Consider the following 24,492-nt stretch of genomic DNA (forward strand, 5'->3'; position numbering starts at 1 on the left):
ACCCGGTCGGGCTGACGATGGGCGGATCGCACCACCCGCGACGCAGCGTCGTCTGACCCCAGGCGCCGAGGGAAAGGCATGCCTGTGGCCGACCAGATCGTCTCCCCCATCCGCCGGGGCGCGCACGACATCGCACTCGAGCGCGACCGGGTCCGCCGCAAGCGCGTGTACCGGTTCGCCGCGTTCGTCATCGCCGTCGAGGCCTACGTCATCGGCAGCGCGCTGCTGGGCCGCGACCTCGTCCCGCCGATGCCGACGGTCGACCCGCTGGTGCTGGTCCCGGTGCTGTTCTTCGCGGCGCTGCTGCTGCTCCTGGTCGTCACGCAGGTGGGCACGTCGCGGTCCCCGCACGTGGTCTACCGGCCCGAGCAGGTGGACGTACACCTCGACGACGTGATCGGCATCGACCCCGTCAAGGAGGACGTCCGCCGGTCGATCGACCTGTTCCAGACGCACAAGCAGTTCGCGGAGCAGATGGGCGGCACGCCTCGGCGCGGCCTGCTGTTCGAGGGCCTGCCCGGGACCGGCAAGACGATGACCGCCAAGGCGATGGCGGCCGAGGCCGGGGTGCCGTTCCTGTTCGTCTCCGCCACGTCGTTCCAGTCGATGTACTACGGCGCCACCGCCAAGAAGATCCGCGCGTACTTCAAGGCGCTGCGCAAGGCGGCCCGCACGGAGGGTGGCGCGATCGGGTTCATCGAGGAGATCGACGCCATCGCCACCCGGCGCGGGGGCATGTCGGCGGCCGCGGTGGCCAGCAGCCCGTTCGACGCCTTCCGCATCCCGCACGTGGTCACCAACGCGGTGGTCAGCGAGGGGACGGGTGGCGTGGTCAACGAGCTGCTGGTCCAGATGCAGTCGTTCGACGAGCCCACCGCGGCCGACAAGTTCGTCAACTGGTTCATTGCGCGCGCCAACCTGCTGCTGCCCGCCGCGCGTCAGCTCCAGCAGCGCAAGCCCGTGAAGGCCCCGATCCTGCTCATCGCGGCCACCAACCGCGCCGACTCGCTCGACCCCGCGCTGCTGCGCCCGGGCCGGTTCGACCGGCGGCTCACCTTCGCCACCCCGGACGCGGTGGGTCGACGCGCCCTGGTGGACCACTTCCTGGCGCGCCGATCCACGGGCTCCGAGCTGGACGACCCGGCCCTGCGCGACCGGATCGCCGCCGCCACCAACGGCTGGACGCCGGTGATGATCGAGCACCTGCTGGACGAGGCGCTGGTCAACGCCCTGCGGCGCGGGTCGATGGCCATGACGTACGCGGACATCGAGCACGCCCGGATCACCGAGATGGTCGGCATCGGCCAGCCCGTCCGGTACACGGTGGCCGAGGAGCGCCTGATCGCCACCCACGAGGCCGGCCACGCCGTGACGGCCTGGCTCGCCGCCCCGAACCGCACGCTCGAGGTGCTGACGATCATCCGCCGCGGCGACGCGCTGGGGCTGCTCGCGCACGGCGACTGCGAGGAGGTCTGGACGCACTCGCACTACGACCTGCGCGCGCTCGTGCAGATCGCGATGGGCGGCTGGGTGGCCGAGGAGCTGTTCTTCGGGCAGACGAGCACCGGCCCGGCCGGTGACCTGGCATCCGCGACGCGGACCGCCGCGCAGATGGTCGGCGCGGCCGGCATGACGGGGTCGCTCGTCTCGTTCGCCGCGACGCCCCACGACCTGGTCTCGGCGGTGCTCAGCGACGGGCAGGCCCGTGCCCAGCTGGAGGCCGTCCTCGACGACGCCCGCAGCACCGTCCGCCGGCTGCTGTCACGGCACCGCCACCTGGTCGAGGCGCTGCGGGACGCGCTGCTGGAGCGGCACGAGCTCATCGGTGACGAGATCACCGCGGTGCTCGAGGCCGCCACGCTCGCCCAGCAGCAGCTGCTGGAGCGCGAGGAGTCCGAGAAGAGCGCGGCCGTGGCAGCCGGGGCCGCGGCGCAGGCCGCCATCGCGGCGGAGCGCCTGCGGGTGGCTTAGCCTTCGGGGCGTGCCCGAGGGTCATACCGTCCACCGCGTCGCGCGGCAGCTCGCGCAGGACCTCGTCGGTCGGCGGCTGGCGGTGAGCTCGCCCCAGGGGCGCTTCGCCGCCGGCGCCGCGCGGATCGACGGGCAGGTGCTCGTGTCCGCCGACGCGGTGGGCAAGCACCTGTTCTGCACGTTCGAGTCCGGCGACGTCCTGCGGGTGCACCTGGGCCTGTACGGCGCGTGGGACTTCTTCGGCTCGTTGACGCCGCTGACGCCCGGCGGGTTCGCCGTGGGCAGCATGGGGGCGCCGCGCCTGCGCCGGGCCGTGCGGATGGGCGAGGGCGAGCAGGAGCGTGCGATCGGCGAGGCGTTCCCGCCCGAGCCGGTGGGTCAGGTGCGCGTGCGCCTGGCGAGCGAGGACACGGTGGCGGACCTGCGGGGACCGGCCGCGTGCGAGGTGCTGGACCCCGACGGAGCCGCCGCCGTCATCGCGCGGCTCGGGCCGGACCCGGCGTCGACCGACGACCTCGCGGCGGCCGGCGAGGTGATGGTCGCGCGGCTGACCTCGCGGAACGTGGCGGTCGGCCAGCTCCTCATGGACCAGTCCGTGGTGGCCGGGATCGGCAACATCTACCGCGCCGAGCTGCTGTTCCGCGCCCGCCTCGACCCGCACACCCCCGGCCGACGCGTGCCGGCCGACGTGGCACGCGCGCTGTGGGACGACTGGGCGGTGCTCCTGGCCGAGGGGATCCGCGCGGGCGCGATCGTCACGCGCGAGGACGCCGACCCCGACGAGCGCTTCTGGGTCTACCACCGCACCGGTCTGCCGTGCCGGGTCAGCGGTACCCCGGTGGTCGTCGAGCAGATGGCCGGCCGCGCGCTGTACTGGTGCCCGGTCTGCCAGGTCTGAGCCTGCGCGTCAGCCCAGGCCCAGCAGCGACCGCCACGCGCGGTGGTGCTCGACCGTCACGCCCTGGTAGCCGGGCAGCGTCCCGAAGGCGTCGGCGACCAGCGCCGTCTCGGCCTCCAGCACCGCGGGGCCCTCGTCGATGAACGTGTACTGGGCGCCGCCGGCCACCTCGGCTGTGTCCGTCTCGGCGCCGACCGTGAACGGCAGCCCGGCCGCCGACGCCGCGACGACCGCCGGCGCCGCGAGCGCGACGATCCCGTCGGGACCCTGCGCGTGGTCGCTGAACGCGACGACGCCCACCCGCGAGGCGCGCGCGAGGACCGCGTCGAGCAGCGTGCCGCCCTCCCACGCCTCGTGCGCCAGCCACCAGGGGGTGTCGACGCCCAACCCGACGCCGGCCGGCAGCGCTGCGAGCACGCCGTCCAGCAGGGTGAACCACTGCGCGCAGAGCCGGTCGCGGTCGGTGGACCAGGTGGGCGTGGCCCAGGGCTCGACGTCGAGCTGCAGGCTGTCGCTCGGGCCGGAACGCAGGGCGGTCAGTGCCCAGGTGACTGCCAGCGAGGGCTGACCGAGCCACCCGGGGTCGCCGCCGAGCGGCCCGACCGCGACGCCGGCGGTCTGCAGGGCGGTGGTCGCGGCGCCGAACCAGTCGCCCACCGGTCCCTCGTCGGCAGCCCACGGCGCGGACAGGAACACCCGCTGGATCGCGCGCTCCTGGCAGAACGCGACCAGCGCGGCGGGCTCCGCGGGTGCGTAGTCGCGTCCGCGGGCGTCCAGGGAGCGGGGGACGGGGTTGTCCCACGCCCACATCGAGGTCAGGGCGCTCATGAGAACACGCGCTCGCCGACGGGGACCTCCGCGGCGAGCGTGTTGGCGCGGGTGGCCAGCGGGCAGGTCCACGCGGGGTCGTAGGCGCAGGACGGGTTGTACGCGAAGTTCAGGTCGACGACGATCCGGTCGCCGGCCATGCCGAGGTCCGCACCCTTGATGGTGTCCAGCAGGTACCGACCGCCGCCGTACGTGCCGCCCGGCCTGCCCGCCTGCGCGTCCTTCACGGGCACGAACAGCCCGCCCGCGTACCCGCGCAACCGCCAGACCGCCAGGGTGCCCAGGTCGCCCACCTTGATGTCGGCGATGCGCTCGAAGGGCACCACCCCGTCGGTCCCGGTGCTCACGTCGAGGCGCTGCTCCGGGGCGGGCCGCAGCTCGCACTCGAACCGGTAGGCGGGGTCGTAGTGCGGGACGTCGAGGCCCTCGAACGACGCCTTCGCCGCGGCGTCCAGCGGGGACGCGGGGTGCTCGGCCAGCAGCACGTCGCGCCGCTGGACCCAGGTCGCGTGCGCGGCCGCCGGGTCGTCGGCGCCGATCCGGCGCACGTCGGCGTAGATCTCGGCGACGTGGCGCCGCCAGTCCGCGACGGCGAACGGCTCGTCGGCGGGATGCCTGCCGGGCACGATGACGGGGAATCCAGCGCTCACGTCCCCACCGTCGCACGGCGCGGTGCGCGGGGGCGACCTGTGTGAGGCTGGTGGGCATGGATCTGCGCATCTTCACCGAGCCCCAGCAGGGGGCCTCCTACGACGACCTGCTCGCGGTGGCCAAGGCCACGGAGGACCTGGGCTTCGACGCCTTCTTCCGGTCGGACCACTACCTGAGCATGGGCGACGGGGACGGGCTGCCCGGTCCGACGGACGCCTGGACGACGCTCGCCGGTCTGGCGCGCGAGACCAGCCGCATCCGCCTGGGCACCCTCGTCTCGTCGGCCACGTTCCGGCACCCCGGCGTGCTCGCCATCCAGGTGGCGCAGGTGGACCAGATGTCCGGCGGCCGGGTCGAGCTGGGCCTCGGTGCCGGCTGGTTCGCGCAGGAGCACGCGGCGTACGGGATGCCGTTCCCGGAAAAGCGGTTCGGGCTGCTGACCGAGCAGCTCGAGCTCATCACCGGCCTGTGGAGCACGCCCGTCGGCGAGCACTACGACTTCGCCGGCGAGCACTACACGCTGAAGCACTCGCCCGCGCTGCCCAAGCCCGTGCAGTCGCCCGTGCCGATCATCGTCGGTGGGAGCGGCCCGAAGCGGACCCCGGCGCTGGCCGCCCGGTACGCCGCCGAGTTCAACATGTCGTTCCCCGCGCCCGAGGACGTCGAGGGTCGCATGAAGACCGTCCGGGCCGCGTGCGAGGAAGCGGGCCGGGACCCAGAGACCCTCGTCTTCTCCGTGGCGCAGGTGCTGTGCGCGGGGCGCGACGACGCCGAGGTGGCCCGCCGGGCGGCGGCGATCGGGCGGGACGTGTCCGAGGTGCGGGCCGTCGGGTTCGCCGGGACGCCGACCGCGGTCGTCGACCGGATCGGGTCCCTCCGCGAGCTGGGTGTGACCCGCGTGTACCTCCAGGTGCTCGACCTGCACGACCTGGACCACCTGGAGCTCGTGGCGTCGGAGGTGGCGTCGCAGCTGCGCTGAGGCCCGCTAGGGTCCCGGCATGCGCGGCCTGTACGCACTCAAGCCCTGGTACACCCGGCGACTGGACGGCATCGTCCGGTGGGCCGTCGACCGGGACGTGTCCCCGGACGTCTTCACGTGGCTCGGCGTGCTCAGCGCCGCGGCCGCCGGCGTCGCGATCGCGCTCGGCTCGTGGCCCCTGGCCCTCCTGCTGCTCGCCGGGCGGCTGGCGGGGGCCAACCTCGACGGGGCCGTGGCGCGCGCTCGCGGGGTGTCCCGGCCGTGGGGTTTCGTGGTCAACGAGGTCGGCGACCGCGTCAGCGACCTGCTGATGTTCGCCGGGCTCGCGGTGCTGCTCGGGCGGCTGCAGGGCGGTGCCGCGGTCGGGTTCGTGCTCGTCGCGGCCGTCGTCGCGACCCTGCCGACGTTCGTGTCGCTGGCCGGCGCGGGAGCCGGTGCCCCGCGGCTGAACGGGGGGCCGTTCGGCAAGACCGAGCGGTGCCTCGCCGTGGTGCTCATGGTGGCCATGCCGGGGCTGTCCCCGCTCCTGCTGGCGGTCACGGTCGGGCTGTCGCTGGCCACCGCCTCGACGCGGCTGCGGCAGCTGCGCCGGGCCCTCGCGTGATCCCGGACCTCGAGCTCCACCTGAGACTGGCCGCCTGGCACCTGGACCTCGAGGGTCGGGCCGTCTGGCTGCTGACGGTCAGCGTGGTGATCCTGGCGGTCGCCGCGATCCCGGTGTTCCTGTCGGGCAAGCCGGAGCTGCGCCGGCGCTGGACCACCTGGGCGCTGATCCTGCCGGTGATCGGCATCCCGATGTGGCTGGGCCCCGGTCCGACGGCGGTGCTCGCGGCGCTGCTCGCGCTCCAGGCGGTGCGCGAGTTCGCCGCGATGGTCCGCCTGCCCCGGGCGGAGACGACGCTGCTGCTGGTGCTCGCGGTCGCCTACCCGATGGCGGCGTGGCTGGCCCCCGACCTGCTCGCCCTGGTGCCCCTGGTGGCGCTGCTCTGCGCCGTCCCCGCGCTGCTGACCGGGGACTCCGAGCGCGGGCTCGAGCGCGCGACGCTCACCGCATTCGGGTCGATCTGGCTGTGCTGGTCGCTGGCCAACCTGGTGCTCGTCGGCAGCGACGCGTACCTGCTGTGCTTCGCGGCGGCGGCCACGGACATCGCGGCCTGGTGCGGCGGGACCGGCCTGCGCCGGTTCGCCTGGGCGCGACGACCACTCTCCCGGCTCAGTCCGAACAAGACCGTCGGAGGTATGGTCGGAGCCGCCGTCGGGGCAGCGATCGTGCTGGTCGTGCTCGATTCCGCCTCGCCGGGCCTGTACGTCGCCGTGCTGCTCGGGAGCGTCGGAGGAGACCTGTTGGAGTCCATGGTGAAGCGCCGCGCCGGGGTCAAGGACGCGGGCGCGTGGCTGCCCGGCTTCGGCGGCCTGCTGGACCGCGTCGACTCCCTGCTGCTGGTGCTCCCGCTCGCGGCGGTGCTCGCATGACCGCCCGCCGCCGGGTCGGCCTGCCGCCCGGGTTCAACCTCGCAGGCGCAGCCCGGCACACATTCTGGCGCAACGTCTTCCACCTGGTCGGCGGGTACAAGGTGCGCGGGGCCGCGCCGTACGAGGCGATGGTCATCGTCGCCAACCACAGCTCGCACGCCGACACCCCTGCCCTGATCGCCGCGTTCCCGGCGCCGTACAAGCCCGTCGTCGTGGCGGCCGAGGACTACTGGTTCGACAAGGCGTGGATGCGCCTGGGGCTCAAGCTGGCCATCGGTGCCGTCCCCGTGCACCGCAAGGGCGGCGGGGGCTACGCGGGGCTCGTGGAGGGCGCACAGGCCGTGCTGGGCACCGGGTCCAGCCTGCTGGTGTTCCCCGAGGGCACCCGCAGCACGGACGGGCGCCTGGGCGAGCTGCGCAGCGGGGCCGTCCGGATCGCCCGCGAGTTCGACGTCCCGATCCTGCCGGTGGCCATCGTCGGCACGCACGACCTGCTGCCCAAGGGCGGCCGCCTGCACCCCGGACCCGTCGAGGTGCGGCTCGGGCACCCGATCCAGCCGGAGGACCTCGACGACGACGACATGTCCCCGGTGGTCCACCAGCTCGAGGCGCTGCTGGCCGAGGGGCCCGCGACGTGGTCCGAGTCGCGCACGTGGCAGGTGCTGCACCGCGCGATGGACGGGAAGGCCGGGATGGCCGGCGCCGCGGCGTGGGGGTTCGCCGAGGGGATCAGCTGGCCGGTGACCATGGAGATGTACCTGGCGGTGGTGGGCGTCGCCAACCCGCGTCGGATCCTGCCGGCCATCGGGTGGCTCACCGCCGGGTCGGTGGCGGGCGTGCTGGTCACCTCCGAGCTGACGCGGCGCGGTCTGCGCCCACCGGCCCCTCTGACCACCGCGAGCATGCGGGCGGCGGCGTCGGAGCACATGGCCGCGGGCGCCCGGGGCGTCTGGAAGCAGGCCGCCAACGGCGTGCCGGTCAAGCTCTACGCGGCCGCGGCGGGCGACGCCGGGATCCCCCGCCTCCCCCTCGCTGCGCACACGGCGGGGGCCCGTGGTGCCCGGGCGCTCGCCATGGGTGCCGGGATCGGCGGGGCGGCCGCGATCGCGCATCCGGTGCTGCGGCGGTTCTACGTGCCGTACCTCGGGGTGCTCGGGCTCGGCTACGCGGCCGGGCTGGCGCTCGTGATCCGGTCCTGGCGGCGCAAGACGTCGGGCTGATCGTCGGGGGTCTCCCGGACCAGGGCGACCACGGTGTGCGCCAGGAGGACGACGAGCGCGACGTTGCGCGCGGCGAGCACGAGCGTGACACCTGGCCCGCCGAGGATCACCCCGTCGTAGAACCACGGGAACACCACCTGCGTCGCCCCGGCGATGCCGAGCACGAACCACGCCGTGGTCCGCCAGCCGGGCAGCCGCAGCGCCAGCGCGACCGCGACCGGGGGCGCCAGCCAGCCCATGAACTGCGGCGAGCCCACCTTGTTGAACACGATCATCGCGAGCGTCAGCAGCATGGCCCCGCGGACGAGCAGCTCCGTGCGCGCGATCCCGCCGGACCACAGCCGGTCACCCAGCTGTTCGCGCCGCCACCAGAGCAGCAGCGCCGCCGCGCCGATCGCGAGGAAGAAGAGCACCCCCAGCACGTCCGCCGCACCCTGGGTCCCGGGGCCGCGGAGCTCCCAGGTGACGAGCGGCTCGTTGAGCACCCGCGTCACGTCCGCTGACCAGAGTGCCGCGATCAACCAGGGGGTCGCTCCCGGCGCCTCGATCTGGAGCCCGCGCGCGTCCTGCTCGGTGAGGAAGGACGCCACGTAGCGCAGGCCGCCGAGGGCCGCCACGGTCCCGACGACCACCACGCAGACCACGGCGGCCGGCACGACCACGCTGCGCCACGGCCGGCGCACGGCGCAGAACACGGCGACGAGCAGGATCCCGGGCGCCACCTTGACCCAGGCGGCGGCCGTCAGCAGCGCCGACGTGATGCGCGGGTGGTTGAGCGCGAGCGTCAGGGCGACGACGACCACCGGCGCGATGACGGCGTCGAGCCGCCCCATGGCGATCGGGCCCAGGAGCAGCAGGAACGCCAGCCACCACCAGGCGCCGGTGGTCGTGCCGCCACCGTCGGGACGATCGGGGCGGCGCACCCGGAGCAGGACGACCACGGCGATCGCGTCGAGCACGGTGACCAGCACGGACCACACCGCCGCGTACGCCGAGCCGCCGCCGGTCCCGCCCAGGGCCGCGACCAGCATGGGCACCAGGGCGCCGGCGGGGTACACCCAGTCGCCCCCCAGCACCGGCCACTGCCCCTCGTGGATCCCCAGCCACATCCAGTAGCGGTAGAGATCCAGGTCCCAGAAGGCCTTCTGAGGGATAAGCACCAGCCCGACCAGCGCGAGCCAGCCGTGCACGACGACGAAGGCGACCCAGACGGCCGTGGCGGAGCGCAGCAGGCGGCGGAGCAGCGCGACCTCCGGGGAGCGGGGCCGGGACGTGGCCGACGGACGGGCGGGCTCTCAGGCTAGCCCGCGGGTCGAGGTCGGGGTGGCGCAGTTCGCGGTGGGGTCAGGGCGTCCGACCCGGATCCAGCGGCGGCGGCACCGTGCCGGTGGTGGCGCCGGCGACCGGGAACACCGCGGGGCGCGTGGCGTCGAGGTACTCGTCCGCCGACTCGGCGTCGTCGGGCGCCGGCGGGGCCTCGGGAGCCGTCTTGGGGACGGGATCGGGGCCGAAGTTGGTATCGGTCATGGTCGACCTCCCACGTCGTACGCGGTCGGCGACCGCGGTCATGGTCCCACCGTGGCACGACGACAGGACGACCGCACGATCAGCCTGCGGCGGGGGTCTCCGTCACGGCGGGTGCGACGGGTGCGACGACCTGGTCGAACGGGATGCAGCCCTCCGGGGCGACGAGCGGGACCGCGGGGTCGAGGAGCACGGTGTCCGCGGGCTTGAGCTCGGCGAACTCGGCGCCCAGCGCCAGGTCGACGCTGGCGTCGGCGCGGGCGTCGAGGACGAGCACCGCCCCGTCGAGGTGCGCGGCGAGGGTGTACGCCTGCGCCACGCCCGTGGTGCCGAAGATGATGCGCGCCGTGCCGTCGTACGTGGCGAGCGCGTTCTCGGTGAGCGCGATGACGAAGCCGCGCGCCGCGAGGCCCTCCGCGGTGGCTCCCGCGAGGCCCACCCGGGTGGTCGCGTTGTAGACCTTGACGGTGACCTGGGCGGCGGCCACCGGCAGCGCACCCGCCGGCGGGCACGGGTACGGGTCCTGCGTGGAGGTCGGGGACGGTTCGGAGGCGAACTCGCGCGCGAACACCGGCAGGTGGAGGCTGCCCGTGAACACCGCGGCGGCGCCGAGTCCGGCCAGTGCCAGGGCCGCCAGCAGCACACCGAAGATCACGGCCTGGCGCTCGTGCATGTGCCGTCGACGCAGCTGACGACCGCGGTCCTGCTCCGTCACTTGACCACCAGAACTCGTGCGTGCAGGAGTGCCCGCTGGTGGAGCGCGGCCCGGACGGCCCGGTGCAGCCCGTCCTCCAGGTACATGACACCGCGGTACTGGACGACGTGCGCGAACAGGTCGCCGTAGAAGGTCGAGTCCTCCGCGAGCAGCGCGTCGAGGTCGAGCGTCCGCTTGGTGGTGACCAGCTCGTCGAGCCGCACCTGGCGCGGCGGAACCTCGGCCCACTGCTTGGCTGTCTCGAGCCCGTGGTCCGGGTAGGGCCTGCCCTCGCCCACCGCCTTGAAGATCACGGGGGGAGTCTAGGTGACGGGCGGGTCGGACGTGCCCACCCCACGGGTGACCTCTCCAGAGGGGTTGCGCAGACCGGCGATCGGATAGCGGTTTCCGCCGTCGGGAGCGCTCCCGCCGACGGATTCCTGCGAATGTCGCAGACCGGGTTGACTCGGGTGAACCAGGCGATACGGTCGTGAGCGGTCGGGGTCAACGGCGCCCCCGGCCTTCCTCACGAGGGCTCGTGTCCGTGTGGGAGACGCCTAGCCAATTGAAAGGATTCAAAGATGAGTCTGACGCAACGACGAGGACGAACGTCCACCGGCGCCGCTCTGCTCGCCGGCTCCGCGCTGCTCCTCGGCACGCTGGCGGCCGCCCCCGCTTCCGCCGCCCCGGCCGCCGCGACGCTCGGGCACGGTCCGACCAAGGGTCCCGGCGGGCTGACGCTCGAGCGCCTCGACCGCGGCCTCGTCTCGGCAGTCACCGGCGAGGGCGTGTTCCTGTCCTGGCGCCTGCTGGCCAGCGAGGTCACCGGTGCCACGGCGACCGGGCTCACCGGTCCGGACTTCGCGATCTACCGCGACGGGGTCAAGGTCGGCACGGTCACGGACTCCACCAACTTCGTCGACCCCGCCGGCACCGCAACCTCCCGCTACCGCGTCGCCGCGCTGGTCGGCGGCGTCGAGGTGGACGGCACCGAGGCGACCCCATGGGCGCAGCCGAGCCTCGACATCCCGCTGCGCAAGCCGGCCGACGGGGTCAACCCCGTGGGCGAGGCGTACACCTACTCCGCCAACGACATGTCCGTCGGCGACGTCGACGGCGACGGCCAGTACGAGTACATCGTCAAGTGGGACCCGTCCAACTCGAAGGACGTCAGCCAGCTCGGCTACACCGGCAACGTCTACGTGGACGCCTACGAGCAGGACGGCACGCAGCTGTGGCGGATCGACCTGGGTGTGAACATCCGGGCCGGCGCGCACTACACGCAGTTCCCCGTCTACGACTTCGACGGTGACGGCAAGGCCGAGCTGATGATGAAGACGGCCCCCGGCAGCAAGATCACGCGGTACGCGGCTGACGGCTCCGTTGCCAGCTCGACGTACGTCTCGCTGCCGCAGCGCGACCGCGACGCGGGCGTCACCGACACCGTCGACTACCGGCTGAGCAAGGCGGGGTACTTCGACCACCTGGTCACCATGCTCCAGGGCTGGAGCAGCCACCCCGAGGTCGTCGCGGGCCACTGGCCGTCCACGGTCGAGGCGGCACTGGGCATCGCGCCGCAGTACGCGTACCCGCTCTCGGTCCAGGACGCCACGGCGCTCGCCAACTACTTCATGGACGTCTACGCGCCCGCCCGCAGCACCCGCAACCTGCTGCGCAACTTCGAGGGCTTCATCGTCGACGGTCCCGAGTACCTCACGGTGTTCGCGGGGGCCACCGGCAAGGAGCTCCAGACCATCGACTACAAGCCTGGTCGGGGCGACGACGGCCTGCTCTGGGGCGACTACGCGATGGCCCGCATCGAGCCGGGCAACCGCGTCGACCGCTTCCTGGCCGGTGTCGCGTACCTCGACGGGCAGACGCCGTCGGCCGTCTTCGCCCGCGGCTACTACACGCGCACCACGCTCGTCGCGTACGACTGGGACGGGAAGAAGCTCACGGAGCGCTGGTACGTCGACTCGGGCCACGTCCCGCTGACCAACCCGTTCAACGACGGCCCCCACGGCCGCGACGGCACCGACCCGGTGTACGGGAAGATCACCACGCAGGGCTTCCACTCGCTGTCCGCGTCCGACGTGGACGGTGACGGCAAGCAGGAGATCGTCTACGGCGCGGCGACGATCGACGACGACGGTTCCGTCCTGTACTCGTCGTTCGACACCCTGCCCCCCGGCAGCGCCGCACCCGGCGAGGTGGTCCGCCTGGGCCACGGCGACGCGATGCACGTGACCGACATCGACCCCGACCGCCCGGGCCTGGAGATCTACACGGCTCACGAGGGCGGCACGTTCGCGCCCTACGGCATGGCGATGCGCGACGCGAAGACCGGTGAGGTCCTCTTCGGGGTGTACTCCGGGAGGGACACCGGCCGCTCGATGGTCGGTGACGTGCTCCCGTCGGTGCGTGGGCGTGAGGTCTGGGCGAGCCTGCCCGGCGGCACGGACTCGCTCGGGCTGTACTCGGCGGCAGGCGTCGTCACCCCGGGCGCGATCCCGGGCACGAACATGAGCATCAAGTGGCTGCCGGACGGCACGACGCAGATCGTCAACGGCTCCGGGGCCACCGCGGACGTCACGATCGACGACTGGACGCGGGGCGAACAGCTCCGGGCCACCGGGACGCGCTCCAACAACGGCACCAAGGGCAACCCGTCGCTCGTCGCGGACGTCCTGGGCGACTCCCGCGAGGAGCTGCTGGTCCGCACGGAGGACTCGTCGGCCATCCGGCTGTTCACCAACACGGGCCTGAGCCACACGAAGATGTACACGCTCATGCAGGACCCGCAGTACCGCGTCGAGGTGGCCCGTCAGCAGACCACCTACAACCAGCCGTCGGACGTGGGCTTCTACCTGGCCTCGGACACGGACTACACCCAGGTGCCGGTGCCGTCGTACTACGCGCCGGGCAGCATCGACGCCCTGCGTGACGCGACGAAGGCGCAGATCGCCGCGGGTGCGGTGAAGGGCGTCGCGGTCGCAGGGCTGCTCGCCGCGCTCGAGGTGGCCGACCGGGCGGCTGACGCGGGCAACGAGAAGCTCGCCGTGAGGTCGCTGGGGGCCTACGTCCAGCTGCTCACCCCCCGGTCGCGGCTCTCGACGGTCACGCCGGCCGCGCGGGCGATCCTCGGGTACCAGGCGCAGCAGGTGATCTCGATGCTCGACTGAGCATCGACGGAGGAGCGCGGGCACGCGCGGCCTCGGGGCGCCGGTCGGGGTCACTACCGACCGGCGCCCTTCTTGTCAGACGACTGAACGAGTGTTTAGTCTGGTGAACGTGCGTTCAGCCGACGACCTCACCACCCGCGCCCGCATCCGCGACGCGGCGGTGGTGCGGTTCGGTCGGGACGGGTTCCGCGTGGGCCTGCGGGCGATCGCGTCGGACGCCGGAGTGAGCCCCGGCCTGGTGATCCACCACTTCGGCTCCAAGGAGCGGCTGCGCGGCGAGTGCGACGCGCACGTGCGGCGCACCATCCGCGAGGTCAAGGCGGAGGCGATCACGCAGTGGTCGCCCGGGCAGATCCTCGGCGAGATGAGCAACGCGGCGGAGTACGCCCCGCTGGTCGGCTACGTGGTGCGCTGCCTGCTGGACGGCGGGGCGCTCGCGGCGGAGTTCGTCGAGGGGATGGTCGCCGACGCGGCGGCGTACCTCGAGGAGGCCGTCGACGCCGGCACGGTCCGCCCGTCGAGCGACCCGCCCGGCCGGGCGCGGTACCTCATCGCGACGACGGTCGGCATGCTCGTGATCGCGCAGCTGGAGGCCGACGCCGGCCGGGGAGTTTCCCCGACTGTCGACCCCGCAGGCGCCCTCGGCCAGATGTGGCAGACCGTGCTCCTGCCCGGCCTCGAGATGATGACCGACGGCCTGCTCACCAGCAGCGACCTGCTCGACGAGTACCGCACGGCGATGGCGGGTGACCCGTCGCCCTGACCGGCACGGACACCCACACCCCCTCTCCCTGCTCACCTGAAGGACTGTCATGACCAGTGCCGCCATCGAGGTCGCCGGACTGCACAAGTCGTTCGGCACCACCCATGCTCTCGACGGGCTCGACCTCGTCGTGCCCGCCGGACAGGTCGCCGGCTTCCTCGGGCCCAACGGGTCGGGCAAGTCGACGACCATCCGCGTCCTGCTCGGCCTCCTGCGGGCCGACGCCGGCACCGCACGTCTGCTCGGCGGCGACCCCTGGGCCGACGCCGTCGCACTGCACTCCCGGCTCGCCTACGTGCCGGGTGACGTCACCCTGTGGCCCACCCTCACCGGCGGCGAGGCGATCGACCTGCTCGTGCGCCTGTCGGGCAGGTCGGCCGACAAGGGCCGCAAGGAGCAGCTGCTCCAGCGGTTCGAGCTGGACCCCTCCAAGCGCGCCCGCACCTACTCCAAGGGCAACCGCCAGAAGGTCGCCCTCGTCGCCGCGCTGGCCACCCCCGGCGTCGAGCTGCTGGTCCTCGACGAGCCGACGTCCGGGCTGGACCCGCTCATGGAGGCGGTGTTCCAGCGGTGCGTCCGGGAGGCCAGGGCCGAGGGCGTGTCCGTGCTGCTCAGCAGCCACATCCTGGCGGAGGTCGAGGAGCTCTGCGACACGGTGACGATCATCCGACAGGGCAAGACCGTGCAGTCCGGCACGCTCGCCGAGCTGCGGCACCTGACGCGCGCCAAGGTGAGCACGGTCGTCGCGGGGGACACGAGCGCGCTCGCGGCCCTCGACGGCGTGCACGACCTCGCCGTCGTGGACGGGCACGTGGTGTTCCACACCGACAACGACGCGCTGCCGCAGGTCACCCGCGCGCTCGCGGACCTGGCGCCCTCGTCGCTGACCATCACCCCGCCGTCGCTCGAGGAGCTGTTCCTGCGCGAGTACGGAGACGAGCTGGCCGCGCTCGAGTCGGACGGGGTGACCTCGCGATGACCGCCGTCGCACTCGCGCCCGCCACCCCCACCGTCGCGCGCGGGGGCGGGCGGCTGACCCGGACCGGCGCGCTCCTGCGGCTCGCCCTGCGGCGCGACCGGGTCCGGATCCCGGTCACCGTCATCATCCTCGTCCTCATGGTCGCGTCGACCCTGGCGGCGATCCAGAGCGCCTATCCGACCGTCGTCGAGCGGCAGCAGCTGGCAGCCACCGTCGGCTCCAACACCGCCTTCCTCGCGCTGCTCGGTCCGGCGCTGCACCCGGAATCCGTCGGCGCCATGGCCACCTGGCGCATCGGCGCGTTCCTGGCGCTGGTGGTCGGCATCATCGGGGCGCTCGCCACCGTGCGGCACACGCGTCGCGAGGAGGAGGCGGGCCGGCTCGAGCTGGTCGGCTCCTTGCGCGTCGGCCGGCTGGCACCCTTGACCGCGGGGCTGCTCGCCGCCCTCGTCATGGTCGGCGTCGCCTCGTTCGGGGTGGCGCTGCCGCTGGTGGGGCAGGGCGCGCTGGGTGCGTTGGCCTTCGCGTTCCAGAACCTCGTCTCCGGGCTCGCGGGCGTCGGGATCGCCGCCGTCACGGTGCAGCTGGCGTCGGTAGCCAGGACGGCGTCCAGCATCGCGGTCTCCGTCCTGGTGGGCACGTACGCGCTGCGGGCCGCGGCCGACGTGCAGGACTCGCTCTCGTGGCTGTCCTGGCTGAGCCCGATGGGTTGGGGCCAGAAGATCGACCCCTACGGCGACGACCGGCTCGGGCTGGTGCTGCTGGGCGTCGCGGTGCTCGCGCTCGGCGCGGGCGTCGGCTACCGGATCCAGGCCACCCGTGACCTGGGCGCCGGGCTCATCGCCGACCGTCCCGGGCCCGCCGACGCCCCCGGGCTCCGCTCGGTGCAGGCGCTCGCGTGGCGCCTGCAGGGCCAGACGCTGGTCACCTGGGCGGTGCCTGTGGCCGCGTACCTGCTCCTCGTCGGGTTCCTGCTGAGCTCGGTCGGTGACATCGCCGGGGACAGCCCGCAGGTCCAGCAGATCATCGAGCAGCTCGGCGGCGCCGGTGCCATGCAGGACGTCTTCGTCGTGACGATCATGGGCTTCATCGCGCTGGCCGCGGGGGCCTTCGTGGTCGCGTCGCTCTCCCGGCTGCACAGCGAGGAGACCGCCGGCCGGGCCGAGCTGATCCTCGGGAGGTCGGTGCCGCGGACGACGTACCTGCTGGTCAACGTGCTCGTGGTCGCCGCCGGGACGGTGGTTCTGCTGGTGGTCGGCGGGTTGGCGATGGGCGTCGGCAACGGGATCGCGGCCGGGGACTGGGGCTACACCGGGAAGGTCCTCGGGGCCGCCCTGGTCCAGCTGCCCGCGGTCCTGGTGGTCGTCGGGTTCATGACGGCGCTCTACGGCTGGGTGCCGCGGCTGGTCGTGCTCGGCTGGGCGCTGGTGGTCTGGTCGCTCGTGGTCGGTCAGCTGGGCGCGCTGCTCGATCTGCCGTCCTGGCTCCAGGACCTGTCGCCGTTCAGCCACACCCCGGCGTACCCGCTGGACGCGGTGGCGCCCGGCCCGCTCGTCGTCCTGGTGGCGATCGGTGTCGCGCTCGTCGTGGTCGGCGTCGTCGGCTTCCGCCGCCGGGACGTCGTCGCCTGAACGACGAAGCCCCCTCCGTCCGGGTGGACGACGGGGGCTTCGAGGTGCCGTGGGTCAGACGCGGTACATGGCCGTCATCGGGCAGTTGAACGGGTCGCGGTCGGACTTACCGACCGTGTTCAGGTACTTCACGATGATCGAGTACGAGCGGGGCAGCGACACCTGCACGTACGGGATGTTGTGCTCGCGGCAGTACGCCTCGACGATCGGCTTGGCGCGGCGCAGCGACGGGCGGGGCATCGACGGGAACAGGTGGTGCTCGACCTGGTGGTTGAGCCCGCCCATGAGGATGTCGACCCACTTGCCGCCGCCGATGTTCCGGCTGGTCAGCACCTGGCGGCGCAGGAAGTCGAGGCGCGAGTCCTTGGGGATCAGGGGCATGCCCTTGTGGTTCGGCGCGAACGAGGCGCCCATGTAGAACCCGAAGACGCCCATCTGCACGGCCAGGAACACCAGGGCGATCGGCCAGGACATCGACAGGAACACGAGCGCGGTGCCACCGACGAGGCGGATGGTCATCATGACGATCTCCGCGGCCCGGTGCTCGAGCTTGTCGCGCGACGACAGGCGCTGGACGGCGGCCACGTGCAGGGCGACGCCCTCGAGGAAGAGCAGGGGGAAGAAGAACCAGCCCTGGTGGTTCAGGTACCAGACCCCCAGCTTCGATGTGCGCTTCGCGGCCTGCTCGGGCGTGAACGCGAGGGCGTCGAGCTCGATGTCCCCGTCGTAGCCGATCTTGTTCGGGTTGGCGTGGTGGCGCGTGTGCTTGCGCTGCCACCAGCCGTAGCTCAAGCCGACGAACAGGTCGGCGAGCACGAGGGAGGCCCAGTTGTTCGCGTGCCCGTTGGCGAAGATCTGGCGGTGCGCGGCGTCGTGGCCGAGGAACGCGACCTGCGTGAGGATCACGGCGGCGGCGAAGGCGACGGCGATCTGCCACCAGGAGTCACCGACCAGGATGATCGTGGCGATCAGGCCGAGGACCGCGACGACGGCCGCGGACAGGCGCACGGCGTAGTGCGCGGGGCGGCGCTTCATCAGGCCGGCGGCCTGCACGGTCCGGGTCAGCTCGGTGAAGTCGCTGACGGCGCGATCGCGGGGCCTGGGGGGCGTGGGGGTAAGCGTCGAGGAGCTCATGGCGTCCGTCCTGTCGGTCGTGCGAAGTGTGCGCGGCGCGAGTGCGGTCGGAGATGAGCTGGGATCGGGGGCGCCTCGGTGATGATGCGACGAGACCCCGGCCCGAAGGCCGGGGTCTCGTGCGGTTGAGCTATGAGCTCAGATCAGCTCAGAGAGGCGTGATGTTCGACGCCTGCGGGCCCTTGGGGCCCTGCGTGACCTCGAACTGGACCTTCTGGTTCTCCTCGAGCGTGCGGTAGCCGCTCGTGGTGATGGCGCTGTAGTGCGCGAAGACGTCGGGTCCGCCGTCCTCGGGGGCGATGAAGCCGAAGCCCTTCTCGGCGTTGAACCACTTCACGGTGCCAACAGGCATGATGTTCTCTTCTCTCACGTGCGGTATGGACAACTCCCGGGTGACCGGGACCGGTATTCACGGTGTTCGTCGTCCGTCTCCGAGGTGGTCCTCGAGAACGTCCTGCCAAGTTTCCTTGGCCGTCATGACAAGCGATTCACTGCGACTACAGGCTCAACCGTACGGCACTATGGCTCTGACCGGAACGTGGGAAGCGAATCGGTCTGCTCACACTCCCCGCCGCGGAGGGGTTGGGCCCCCTCTGCGAGCCCCGGGCACAGTTGCTAGGTTCGCCCCGATGACCAGGCGGGGAGACCGATGAGCAAGCACGACGACCGCTGTCCGTGCGGGTCCGGCGACACGTACGGCGACTGCTGCGGCCAGTACCTCGGTGACGGGCGCCGAGCGCCGACCGCCGAGGCCCTGATGCGCTCCCGCTACACGGGGTTCGCCACCCGGGCCACCCACTACCTGCTGGCCACGTGGCACCCGAGCACCCGCCCCGACGAGCTCGAGCTCGACGTGAACATGGCCTGGCGCCGGCTGGACATCCTGCGCACGGACGCCGGCGGACCGTGGGACGACACCGGCACCGTGGAGTTCGTCGCGCACTACCGGCTCGAGGACGGCACCGCGATCGGCCAGCGCGGCCGCCTGCACGAGACCAGCCGGTTCGTCCGCGAGGACGGCCGCTGGCTGTACGTCGACGGCGGCATCGACGCCTGACGAGCGGCTTGTCGGCGGGCAGGTGCACGATGCCTGCATGCTCTTCGCCGACCTCGCGACGACCTCGTCCGCGCTGGCCACCACCCGGTCGCGGCTGGCCAAGCGCGCGCTCCTGGTCGACCTGCTGCGGCGCACCCCGGCGCAGGACGTCGGCATCGTGTCGCGGTACCTCGGCGGGCAGCTGCGGCAGCGGCGGACCGGTCTGGGGTGGCGGTCGCTGGCCTCCCTGCCGGATCCGGCAGACGCGCCGAGCCTGACGGTCGCACAGGTCGATGCGGCGTTCGAGTCCATGTCGCTGCTGGTCGGACCCGGTTCCGGTACCGCCCGGAGCGCTCAGGCGGCGGCGCTGTTCGGGGCCGCGACGGCCGACGAGCAGCGGCTCCTGCGCGGGCTGGTCACTGGCGAGCTCCGGCAGGGGTCCCTCGACGCGCTGCTGCTCGACGCGGTCGCGGAGGCAGCGAGCGTGCCGCCGGACGTCGTGCGCCGCGCCGCGATGATGGCGGGGGACACCGAGCCGGTCGCGGTCGCCGCGCTCACGTCCCCCGACCCGGCCGTGGCGCTCGCGGCCTTCACGCTCGTCGTCGGGCGGCCCGTGCGGCCGATGCTCGCGCAGTCCGCCCCGGACGTCGACGGCGCCTGGGCCAGCCTCGGGCCCGGCCCGGTGGTCGTGGACAGCAAGCTCGACGGCATCCGCATCCAGGTGCACCGGCGCGGTTCCGAGGTGCGGGTGTTCACGCGGAGCCTCGACGAGATCACCGACCGTGTGCCCGAGATCGTCGCGGTGGTGCTCGCGATGCCTGCGTCGGAGCTGGTGCTCGACGGCGAGGCTCTGGCGGTGGGTCCGGACGGGCGGCCGCGACCGTTCCAGGAGACGTCGGCGCGCTCCGCGACGAAGGACGCCGAGGTCGCCGCCGCCGTCACCCTGACCCCGTTCTTCTTCGACTGCCTGCACGTCGACGGCGTCGACCTGCTCGACGCGCCGCTGCTGCGCCGGCTCGACGCGCTCGACGCCGTCGCCGGGTCCTCCGTCGTGGAACGCCTGGTCACCGGAGATGTCGACGCCGCCCGGGCGTACTTCACCGACACGGTGCGGGCGGGCCAGGAGGGTGTCGTCATCAAGGCGGCCGACGCCCCCTACGAGGCCGGCCGGCGCGGGGCCGCATGGATCAAGGTCAAGCCGCGGAACACCCTCGACCTCGTCGTGCTCGCCGTCGAGTGGGGGTCGGGGCGCAGGCAGGGGCTGCTGTCGAACATCCACCTCGGCGCTCGCGACGGCGACGGGTTCGTGATGCTGGGCAAGACGTTCAAGGGGATGACCGACGAGATGCTGCGCTGGCAGACCGAGCGGTTCACCGAGCTGGCGACCTCGCCGCTGGACGACTGGGTGGTGCACCTGCGGCCCGAGCAGGTGGTGGAGATCGCGTTCGACGGGCTCCAGCGGTCGAGCCGGTACGCGGGCGGCCTCGCGCTGCGGTTCGCGCGAGTGGTCCGGTACCGGGACGACAAGTCGGCGACCGAGGCGGACACGATCGAGACGGTGCGGGCGTTGGTCGGGCGCGCGGGGAACGCGAGTGACGGCTGATCAACGGCCTCCGCGAGCGCCTGTCGACAACCCTGACGACAGGCCGAGTCACCTCGCGTTCGCGGCGATCCGGGTCAGGGAGGCGAGCAGCGCGTCCAGCGTCGCCGGGTCCTCGACGAGGTCGAGCATCCCCGCCCACCAGGCGCGCTGCAGCTCCGCGGGCATGAGGTCGCCGGCGCCGAAGCGTGTGACCTCGGCGTGCGTGAGCTGGTCGGCGATGGAGCGAGCGACGGGGTCGGCGTAGGCATCGGAGGGCACGCTCCTGTTCGCCGAGGTGTAGCCGCCCAGCTCCACCCAGGCCGCCTGCGCGTCGGCCCCGGCGAGGAACGTCAGGAACGAACGGGCGGCGGGCGTGTCGGTCATCAGCACGACGACGTCGCCGCCGACGGTGATCGCGGCGGCGTGCTCGGGATCGACCGCGGGGAACCGGAACCAGCCGTAGTCGTCGCCCGGCACCAGGTCCGGGTACGCCGAGGTGATGAACCCCTGCGCGAACGAGGCCATCGGGTACATCGCGGCGCTCGGCGGGTCGGTGTAGAGCGGGAGGACCCCGTCGGCGTCGCTCGTCGTGAGGATCCCCTCGGTGCCGCCCAGCACGTAGCCGGGCGTCCCGATGAGCGCGACGAACCTGTCGAACGCGCCCCGGACGCAGTCGTCGGTCCACGGGATCTCGGCGGCGACCCACCGGTCGTAGACCTGCGGGCCGCAGGCGCCGAGCACCAGCTGCGACACCCAGTCGGTCAGCGCCCAGCCCGAGCCGGGACCTGTCGGGGCGACGACGGAGAACGGGGTGCGTCCGTCGGCGACCATCCGGTCGGCCAGAACCGTGAGGTCGTCCCAGGTCGCGGGCACGTCGTCGCCGTCGGCAGCGAACGTCGGCGGCGAGTACCAGACCGTGGCCTTGCTCGAGACCTTGGCGAACACCCCGTACAGCTCGCCGCCGTCGCTGCCGAGGTCGAGCCAGGCAGGGGAGTAGTCCTGGTCGAACGGGTCGAGGTCCAGCGGGACGAGGGCGCCCTCGTCGACAAGGTCGTGCAGGAGGCCGGGGTTCGGCAGGACGGCGAGGTCGGGCGGGTCGTCGGCTGCCAGGCGCGTGGCCAGGTCGCGCGCGATGTCTTGCGAGCCGTGCCAGTCGACGACCGCGGCCGTGTCGTCCTCCCAGGCGGCCGCGACCGTCGCGAAGGCGTCGTACTCGGGGCCGCTCCACAGCCCGACGACGTCGACCTGCTCGCCGGAGAGCTCGGGCTCCGGCGGCGTGCAGGCGGCCGTCGTGACCGCGGCAAGCAGCGCGAGGATCGGTGCGGCCCTGCGACGAACGACCATCGTGGTTCCTCGGATCGGCTCCGGAGCGCCTGCGTCTCGCAATGTACTCAGAGCGCCACGGACGTAGCGTGGAGCGCGTCAGGTTCGTGCACTCGTCGACGTCGACGGCCGCACGGTCGCCGGGAACGGAACACACCATGCCTCGCACCTACACGGTCGGGTACTTCGTCGGAAGCCTCTCGTCCACGTCCATCAACCGGGTGCTGTCCAAGGCGCTGATCGGCCTCGCGCCCGACGACCTCGAGTTCGTCGAGCTGCCCATCGGCAACCTGCCCCTGTACAGCCCGGACTTCGACGCGGACTACCCGCCCGAGGCCGCGGCGCTCAAGGCGTCGATCGCCGCGGTGGACGCGGTCCTGTTCGTCTCCCCGGAGTACAACCGGTCCATCCCCGGTGCCCTGAAGAACGCCATCGACTGGGCGTCGCGACCCTGGGGCCAGAACTCCTTCGACCACATGCCGGCCGCCGTGATCGGTGCCTCGATCGGGGCCATCGGCACGGCGGTGGGCCAGCAGAGCCTGCGCGCGGTGCTGAGCTTCTGCAACGCCCGGCAGATGACGTCGCCCGAGGCCTACATCCACTACTCGCCGGACGTGTTCACCCCAGACGGCGCGGTGCACAACGAGTCGACCGCCGACTTCCTGCGCGCGTTCATGACCGAGTTCCGCGACCACCTGGTGCGCGTCCTGACCGTGCTGCCGCGCGGGTGAGCCGACCTATGCTCCCGGCGTGAACCTGTTCCGACGATCGACTCCGTGGAGCCTTGCCGACGCGGTCGACCGGAACGCCCGGGTGCCCGAGGCTGCGTCCGCGTTGCAGGTGGGGGACGCGGTCAAGCTGGTGATCGTGCCGCGCGACGGGCTCGAGGAGCGCGTCTGGGTCCGCGTGACCGCCGTCGGCGAGGCGGAGCTGGTGGGGAGCCTGCGCTCCGACCCCGCCGAGCTGCGCGGGCTGCACGCGGGCGACGCCGTGACGTTCGAGCGCAGGCACGTCCTCGCGATCGCCCGACGCGAGCCGTCCGACAGCCCCGAGACGCCGTCGGGGCCTGATGCTACGGTCGGAAAGTGACCCCGGAGGAGCTCGAGAACCTCGCGCACCTGCGCCGCGCCCGGGACCTGATCGACCGCGACTACGCCCAGCCGCTCGACGTCCCGACCATGGCCCAGAAGGCGCTGATGTCCCCTGCGCACTTCTCCCGGAAGTTCCGCGCCGCCTACGGCGAGACGCCGTACAGCTACCTGATGACCCGCCGGATCGAGCGCGCGATGGCGCTGCTGCGCGCGGGCATGAGCGTCACCGACGCGTGCATGGCGGTCGGCTGTACGTCGCTCGGCTCGTTCAGCTCGCGGTTCACCGAGATCGTCGGCGAGAGCCCCACGGCCTACCGGCGGCACGAGCACGCGGCGGTCAAGGCGATGCCCACCTGCGTGGTCAAGACCCACACGCGGCCGGCACGCGACGCATCGAGCAGGATTCGAGAAGCCTCGGCCGGGGCCGCGTCCTAACGTCGTCCCCATGACGATCTCACTCCAGTACACCAACGTCACCGTCAACGACGTCGACGAGGCGATCGCCTTCTACGGCGACGCCCTCGGCCTCAAGGTCCAGAACGACGTGTCCTCCGGCGAGCACCGCTGGGTGACCCTCGGCACCGACGCCCAGCCCGGCCTCGGCATCGTCCTGTCCGACCCGCACGCCGGCCGCTCCCAGGCCGACGGCGACGTGATGCAGGAGCTGCTCACCAAGGGCGTCCTGCCGATGCTGGTCTTCACCACGGACGACCTCGATGCCACGTTCGAGACCCTGCGCTCCTCTGGCGCGGAGGTCCTCCAGGAGCCCATCCAGCAGGACTGGGGCCCGCGCGACTGCGCGTTCCGGGACCCGTCCGGGAACATGGTCCGGATCAACCAGGCTCAGTGACGCCGGCGCCGGGCTCCGCGAAGGTGCGACGGCCGTACTCCATCCACGCGCCGAAGTAGGCCAGGCCGCAGACGGATCCGACGACGGCTGTCACCGTGGCAGACGCCCCGGCCGCGTTCGCGACCAGCGCGCCCAGCGTGCCTGCGACCAGCGCGTTCACCACGTTCACGAACATCGACGTGCTCCCGATGACGTGGCTCAGCGTCGACCGGCGCAGGCCCATCGTGTACGTCCGCATCAGCCCGGCCCGGTCGTCGCCCCACGAGGTGACCAGGTACTCGGCGACGCCCGGGTCGAGCGCGACGTACGCCGCGCGGATGCGGTTCATGCCGAGGATGAGGGCGCTGTCGTCGTGGCTCGCGTTCATCACGCGGACGGCCGTCAGCGTGCCGAGGATCAGGGCGACCGACGCGAGCCCGATCGACAGGATCCGGAACGGGGCGCCGAACCCGGAGGTCTGCGCGACGAGCGCCAGCACCACGAGCGACGCCGAGACGACCGTCAGGTGGATGGTGATCCGGCTCATCACCTCGGACCACAGGGTGCTGCGCGTACCCAGCAGGCTCCAGTGCTCCGTGGCCAGGATCTGGGCGCGCACGGCCGGGGACGGGATCACGGGCGGCTCGGACATCGTCGTCTCCCTCCGGCGCTGGGAGCCACGGTAGGGGCTTGATCTCGTCGGC

The 24,492-nt window shown here is 72.7% G+C and carries 26 protein-coding genes; 16 read left to right on the forward strand and 10 right to left on the reverse strand.

Going from position 1 to position 24,492, the window contains the following annotated elements; translation table 11 throughout:
• Positions 1–78 precede the first annotated feature (78 nt).
• The gene (locus tag HP550_RS20080) at positions 79–1,971 is read left to right on the forward strand and encodes an AAA family ATPase (RefSeq protein WP_175349408.1); all 1,893 of its coding nucleotides are present in this window, start codon (positions 79–81) and stop codon (positions 1,969–1,971) included.
• A gap of 10 nt (positions 1,972–1,981) precedes the next feature.
• Positions 1,982–2,869, forward strand: coding sequence for an Fpg/Nei family DNA glycosylase (locus tag HP550_RS20085; protein ID WP_175349409.1), 888 nt, complete (start codon positions 1,982–1,984; stop codon positions 2,867–2,869).
• A gap of 9 nt (positions 2,870–2,878) precedes the next feature.
• Here the strand turns inward: HP550_RS20085 and HP550_RS20090 are convergent, their stop codons facing one another.
• Positions 2,879–3,697, reverse strand: coding sequence for a hypothetical protein (locus HP550_RS20090; RefSeq protein WP_175349410.1), 819 nt, complete (start codon positions 3,695–3,697; stop codon positions 2,879–2,881).
• Entirely contained in the window at positions 3,694–4,347 is a 654-nt protein-coding gene (locus HP550_RS20095) for a DUF1684 domain-containing protein (protein ID WP_343048292.1), read from the reverse strand. Before HP550_RS20095 ends, HP550_RS20090 begins: the two co-directional genes overlap by 4 nt.
• Positions 4,348–4,403: 56 nt before the next feature.
• Here HP550_RS20095 and HP550_RS20100 point away from each other — a divergent pair, with 56 nt between their 5' ends.
• From HP550_RS20100 to HP550_RS20115, 4 genes are read left to right on the forward strand one after another with little or no spacing between them, the layout of a single operon-like run.
• On the forward strand, positions 4,404–5,327 hold the full coding sequence (locus HP550_RS20100; RefSeq protein ID WP_175349411.1) for an LLM class F420-dependent oxidoreductase: 924 nt from the start codon (positions 4,404–4,406) through the stop codon (positions 5,325–5,327).
• Between the two features lie 19 nt (positions 5,328–5,346).
• Complete coding sequence (locus tag HP550_RS20105) at positions 5,347–5,931, forward strand: CDP-alcohol phosphatidyltransferase family protein (protein ID WP_175349412.1); 585 nt, start codon at positions 5,347–5,349, stop codon at positions 5,929–5,931.
• Entirely contained in the window at positions 5,928–6,800 is an 873-nt protein-coding gene (locus HP550_RS20110; protein WP_175349413.1) for a phosphatidate cytidylyltransferase, read from the forward strand. Before HP550_RS20105 ends, HP550_RS20110 begins: the two co-directional genes overlap by 4 nt.
• On the forward strand, positions 6,797–8,020 hold the full coding sequence (locus HP550_RS20115) for a lysophospholipid acyltransferase family protein (protein WP_175349414.1): 1,224 nt from the start codon (positions 6,797–6,799) through the stop codon (positions 8,018–8,020). The genes HP550_RS20110 and HP550_RS20115 overlap by 4 nt, the downstream gene beginning before the upstream one ends.
• Here HP550_RS20115 and HP550_RS20120 read toward each other — a convergent pair.
• The 4 genes from HP550_RS20120 to HP550_RS20135 all read right to left on the reverse strand — a co-directional run bounded on the left by HP550_RS20120 (position 7,963) and on the right by HP550_RS20135 (position 10,552).
• Positions 7,963–9,210 carry a glycosyltransferase 87 family protein gene (locus tag HP550_RS20120; RefSeq protein WP_175349415.1) on the reverse strand — a complete coding sequence of 416 codons (1,248 nt, stop codon included), beginning with the start codon at positions 9,208–9,210 and terminating at the stop codon, positions 7,963–7,965. The genes HP550_RS20115 and HP550_RS20120 overlap by 58 nt on opposite strands.
• Before the next feature lie 154 nt (positions 9,211–9,364).
• Complete coding sequence (locus HP550_RS20125) at positions 9,365–9,547, reverse strand: hypothetical protein (protein ID WP_175349416.1); 183 nt, start codon at positions 9,545–9,547, stop codon at positions 9,365–9,367.
• Positions 9,548–9,626: 79 nt separating this feature from the next.
• The gene (locus HP550_RS20130) at positions 9,627–10,259 is read right to left on the reverse strand and encodes a LytR C-terminal domain-containing protein (protein ID WP_175349417.1); all 633 of its coding nucleotides are present in this window, start codon (positions 10,257–10,259) and stop codon (positions 9,627–9,629) included.
• Positions 10,256–10,552 (reverse strand): type II toxin-antitoxin system VapB family antitoxin, encoded by a 297-nt coding sequence (locus HP550_RS20135; protein ID WP_056087555.1) that lies wholly within the window; start codon positions 10,550–10,552, stop codon positions 10,256–10,258. Before HP550_RS20135 ends, HP550_RS20130 begins: the two co-directional genes overlap by 4 nt.
• 267 nt (positions 10,553–10,819) lie before the next feature.
• On the opposite strand from HP550_RS20135, the gene HP550_RS20140 reads away from it, so the two are divergent.
• The 4 genes from HP550_RS20140 to HP550_RS20155 all read left to right on the forward strand — a co-directional run bounded on the left by HP550_RS20140 (position 10,820) and on the right by HP550_RS20155 (position 16,793).
• Complete coding sequence (locus HP550_RS20140; RefSeq protein ID WP_175349418.1) at positions 10,820–13,420, forward strand: rhamnogalacturonan lyase; 2,601 nt, start codon at positions 10,820–10,822, stop codon at positions 13,418–13,420.
• Positions 13,421–13,529: 109 nt separating this feature from the next.
• Positions 13,530–14,183 (forward strand): TetR/AcrR family transcriptional regulator, encoded by a 654-nt coding sequence (locus HP550_RS20145; protein ID WP_343048293.1) that lies wholly within the window; start codon positions 13,530–13,532, stop codon positions 14,181–14,183.
• A gap of 49 nt (positions 14,184–14,232) precedes the next feature.
• Complete coding sequence (locus HP550_RS20150) at positions 14,233–15,162, forward strand: ABC transporter ATP-binding protein (RefSeq protein ID WP_175349419.1); 930 nt, start codon at positions 14,233–14,235, stop codon at positions 15,160–15,162.
• Complete coding sequence (locus HP550_RS20155) at positions 15,159–16,793, forward strand: ABC transporter permease (protein ID WP_175349420.1); 1,635 nt, start codon at positions 15,159–15,161, stop codon at positions 16,791–16,793. The genes HP550_RS20150 and HP550_RS20155 overlap by 4 nt, the downstream gene beginning before the upstream one ends.
• Before the next feature lie 54 nt (positions 16,794–16,847).
• Here HP550_RS20155 and HP550_RS20160 read toward each other — a convergent pair whose 3' ends face one another.
• On the reverse strand, positions 16,848–17,927 hold the full coding sequence (locus tag HP550_RS20160) for a fatty acid desaturase family protein (RefSeq protein WP_175349421.1): 1,080 nt from the start codon (positions 17,925–17,927) through the stop codon (positions 16,848–16,850).
• A 148-nt stretch (positions 17,928–18,075) separates the two neighbouring features.
• Positions 18,076–18,279: a cold-shock protein gene (locus HP550_RS20165; RefSeq protein ID WP_028049733.1), complete on the reverse strand. Its 204-nt coding sequence runs from the start codon at positions 18,277–18,279 to the stop codon at positions 18,076–18,078.
• Between the two features lie 297 nt (positions 18,280–18,576).
• Here HP550_RS20165 and HP550_RS20170 point away from each other — a divergent pair, with 297 nt between their 5' ends.
• On the forward strand, positions 18,577–18,984 hold the full coding sequence (locus HP550_RS20170) for a YchJ family protein (protein WP_175349422.1): 408 nt from the start codon (positions 18,577–18,579) through the stop codon (positions 18,982–18,984).
• A gap of 37 nt (positions 18,985–19,021) precedes the next feature.
• A complete protein-coding gene (locus HP550_RS20175; RefSeq protein ID WP_175349423.1) occupies positions 19,022–20,566 on the forward strand; it encodes an ATP-dependent DNA ligase in 1,545 nt (514 codons plus the stop codon).
• 48 nt (positions 20,567–20,614) lie between these two features.
• On the opposite strand, the gene HP550_RS20180 is transcribed toward HP550_RS20175, so the two are convergent.
• On the reverse strand, positions 20,615–21,889 hold the full coding sequence (locus HP550_RS20180; RefSeq protein WP_175349424.1) for an ABC transporter substrate-binding protein: 1,275 nt from the start codon (positions 21,887–21,889) through the stop codon (positions 20,615–20,617).
• 137 nt (positions 21,890–22,026) lie between these two features.
• On the opposite strand from HP550_RS20180, the gene HP550_RS20185 reads away from it, so the two are divergent.
• The 4 genes from HP550_RS20185 to HP550_RS20200 are packed head-to-tail and all read left to right on the forward strand — an operon-like array spanning position 22,027 to position 23,809.
• Positions 22,027–22,599, forward strand: a complete 573-nt coding sequence (locus tag HP550_RS20185) for an NADPH-dependent FMN reductase (protein WP_175349425.1) — start codon at positions 22,027–22,029, stop codon at positions 22,597–22,599.
• A gap of 19 nt (positions 22,600–22,618) precedes the next feature.
• Entirely contained in the window at positions 22,619–22,957 is a 339-nt protein-coding gene (locus HP550_RS20190) for a hypothetical protein (RefSeq protein WP_175349426.1), read from the forward strand.
• Positions 22,954–23,394 (forward strand): helix-turn-helix domain-containing protein, encoded by a 441-nt coding sequence (locus tag HP550_RS20195; RefSeq protein WP_175349427.1) that lies wholly within the window; start codon positions 22,954–22,956, stop codon positions 23,392–23,394. The genes HP550_RS20190 and HP550_RS20195 overlap by 4 nt, the downstream gene beginning before the upstream one ends.
• A gap of 10 nt (positions 23,395–23,404) precedes the next feature.
• A complete protein-coding gene (locus HP550_RS20200) occupies positions 23,405–23,809 on the forward strand; it encodes a VOC family protein (RefSeq protein ID WP_175349428.1) in 405 nt (134 codons plus the stop codon).
• Here HP550_RS20200 and HP550_RS20205 read toward each other — a convergent pair.
• Positions 23,793–24,440 (reverse strand): hypothetical protein, encoded by a 648-nt coding sequence (locus HP550_RS20205; protein ID WP_175349429.1) that lies wholly within the window; start codon positions 24,438–24,440, stop codon positions 23,793–23,795. The two genes, HP550_RS20200 and HP550_RS20205, sit on opposite strands and share 17 nt — an antisense overlap.
• Positions 24,441–24,492 lie beyond the last annotated feature (52 nt).

The sequence above is a fragment of the Cellulomonas humilata genome (assembly GCF_013359775.1).
Taxonomy (GTDB): Bacteria; Actinomycetota; Actinomycetes; order Actinomycetales; family Cellulomonadaceae; genus Cellulomonas; species Cellulomonas humilata.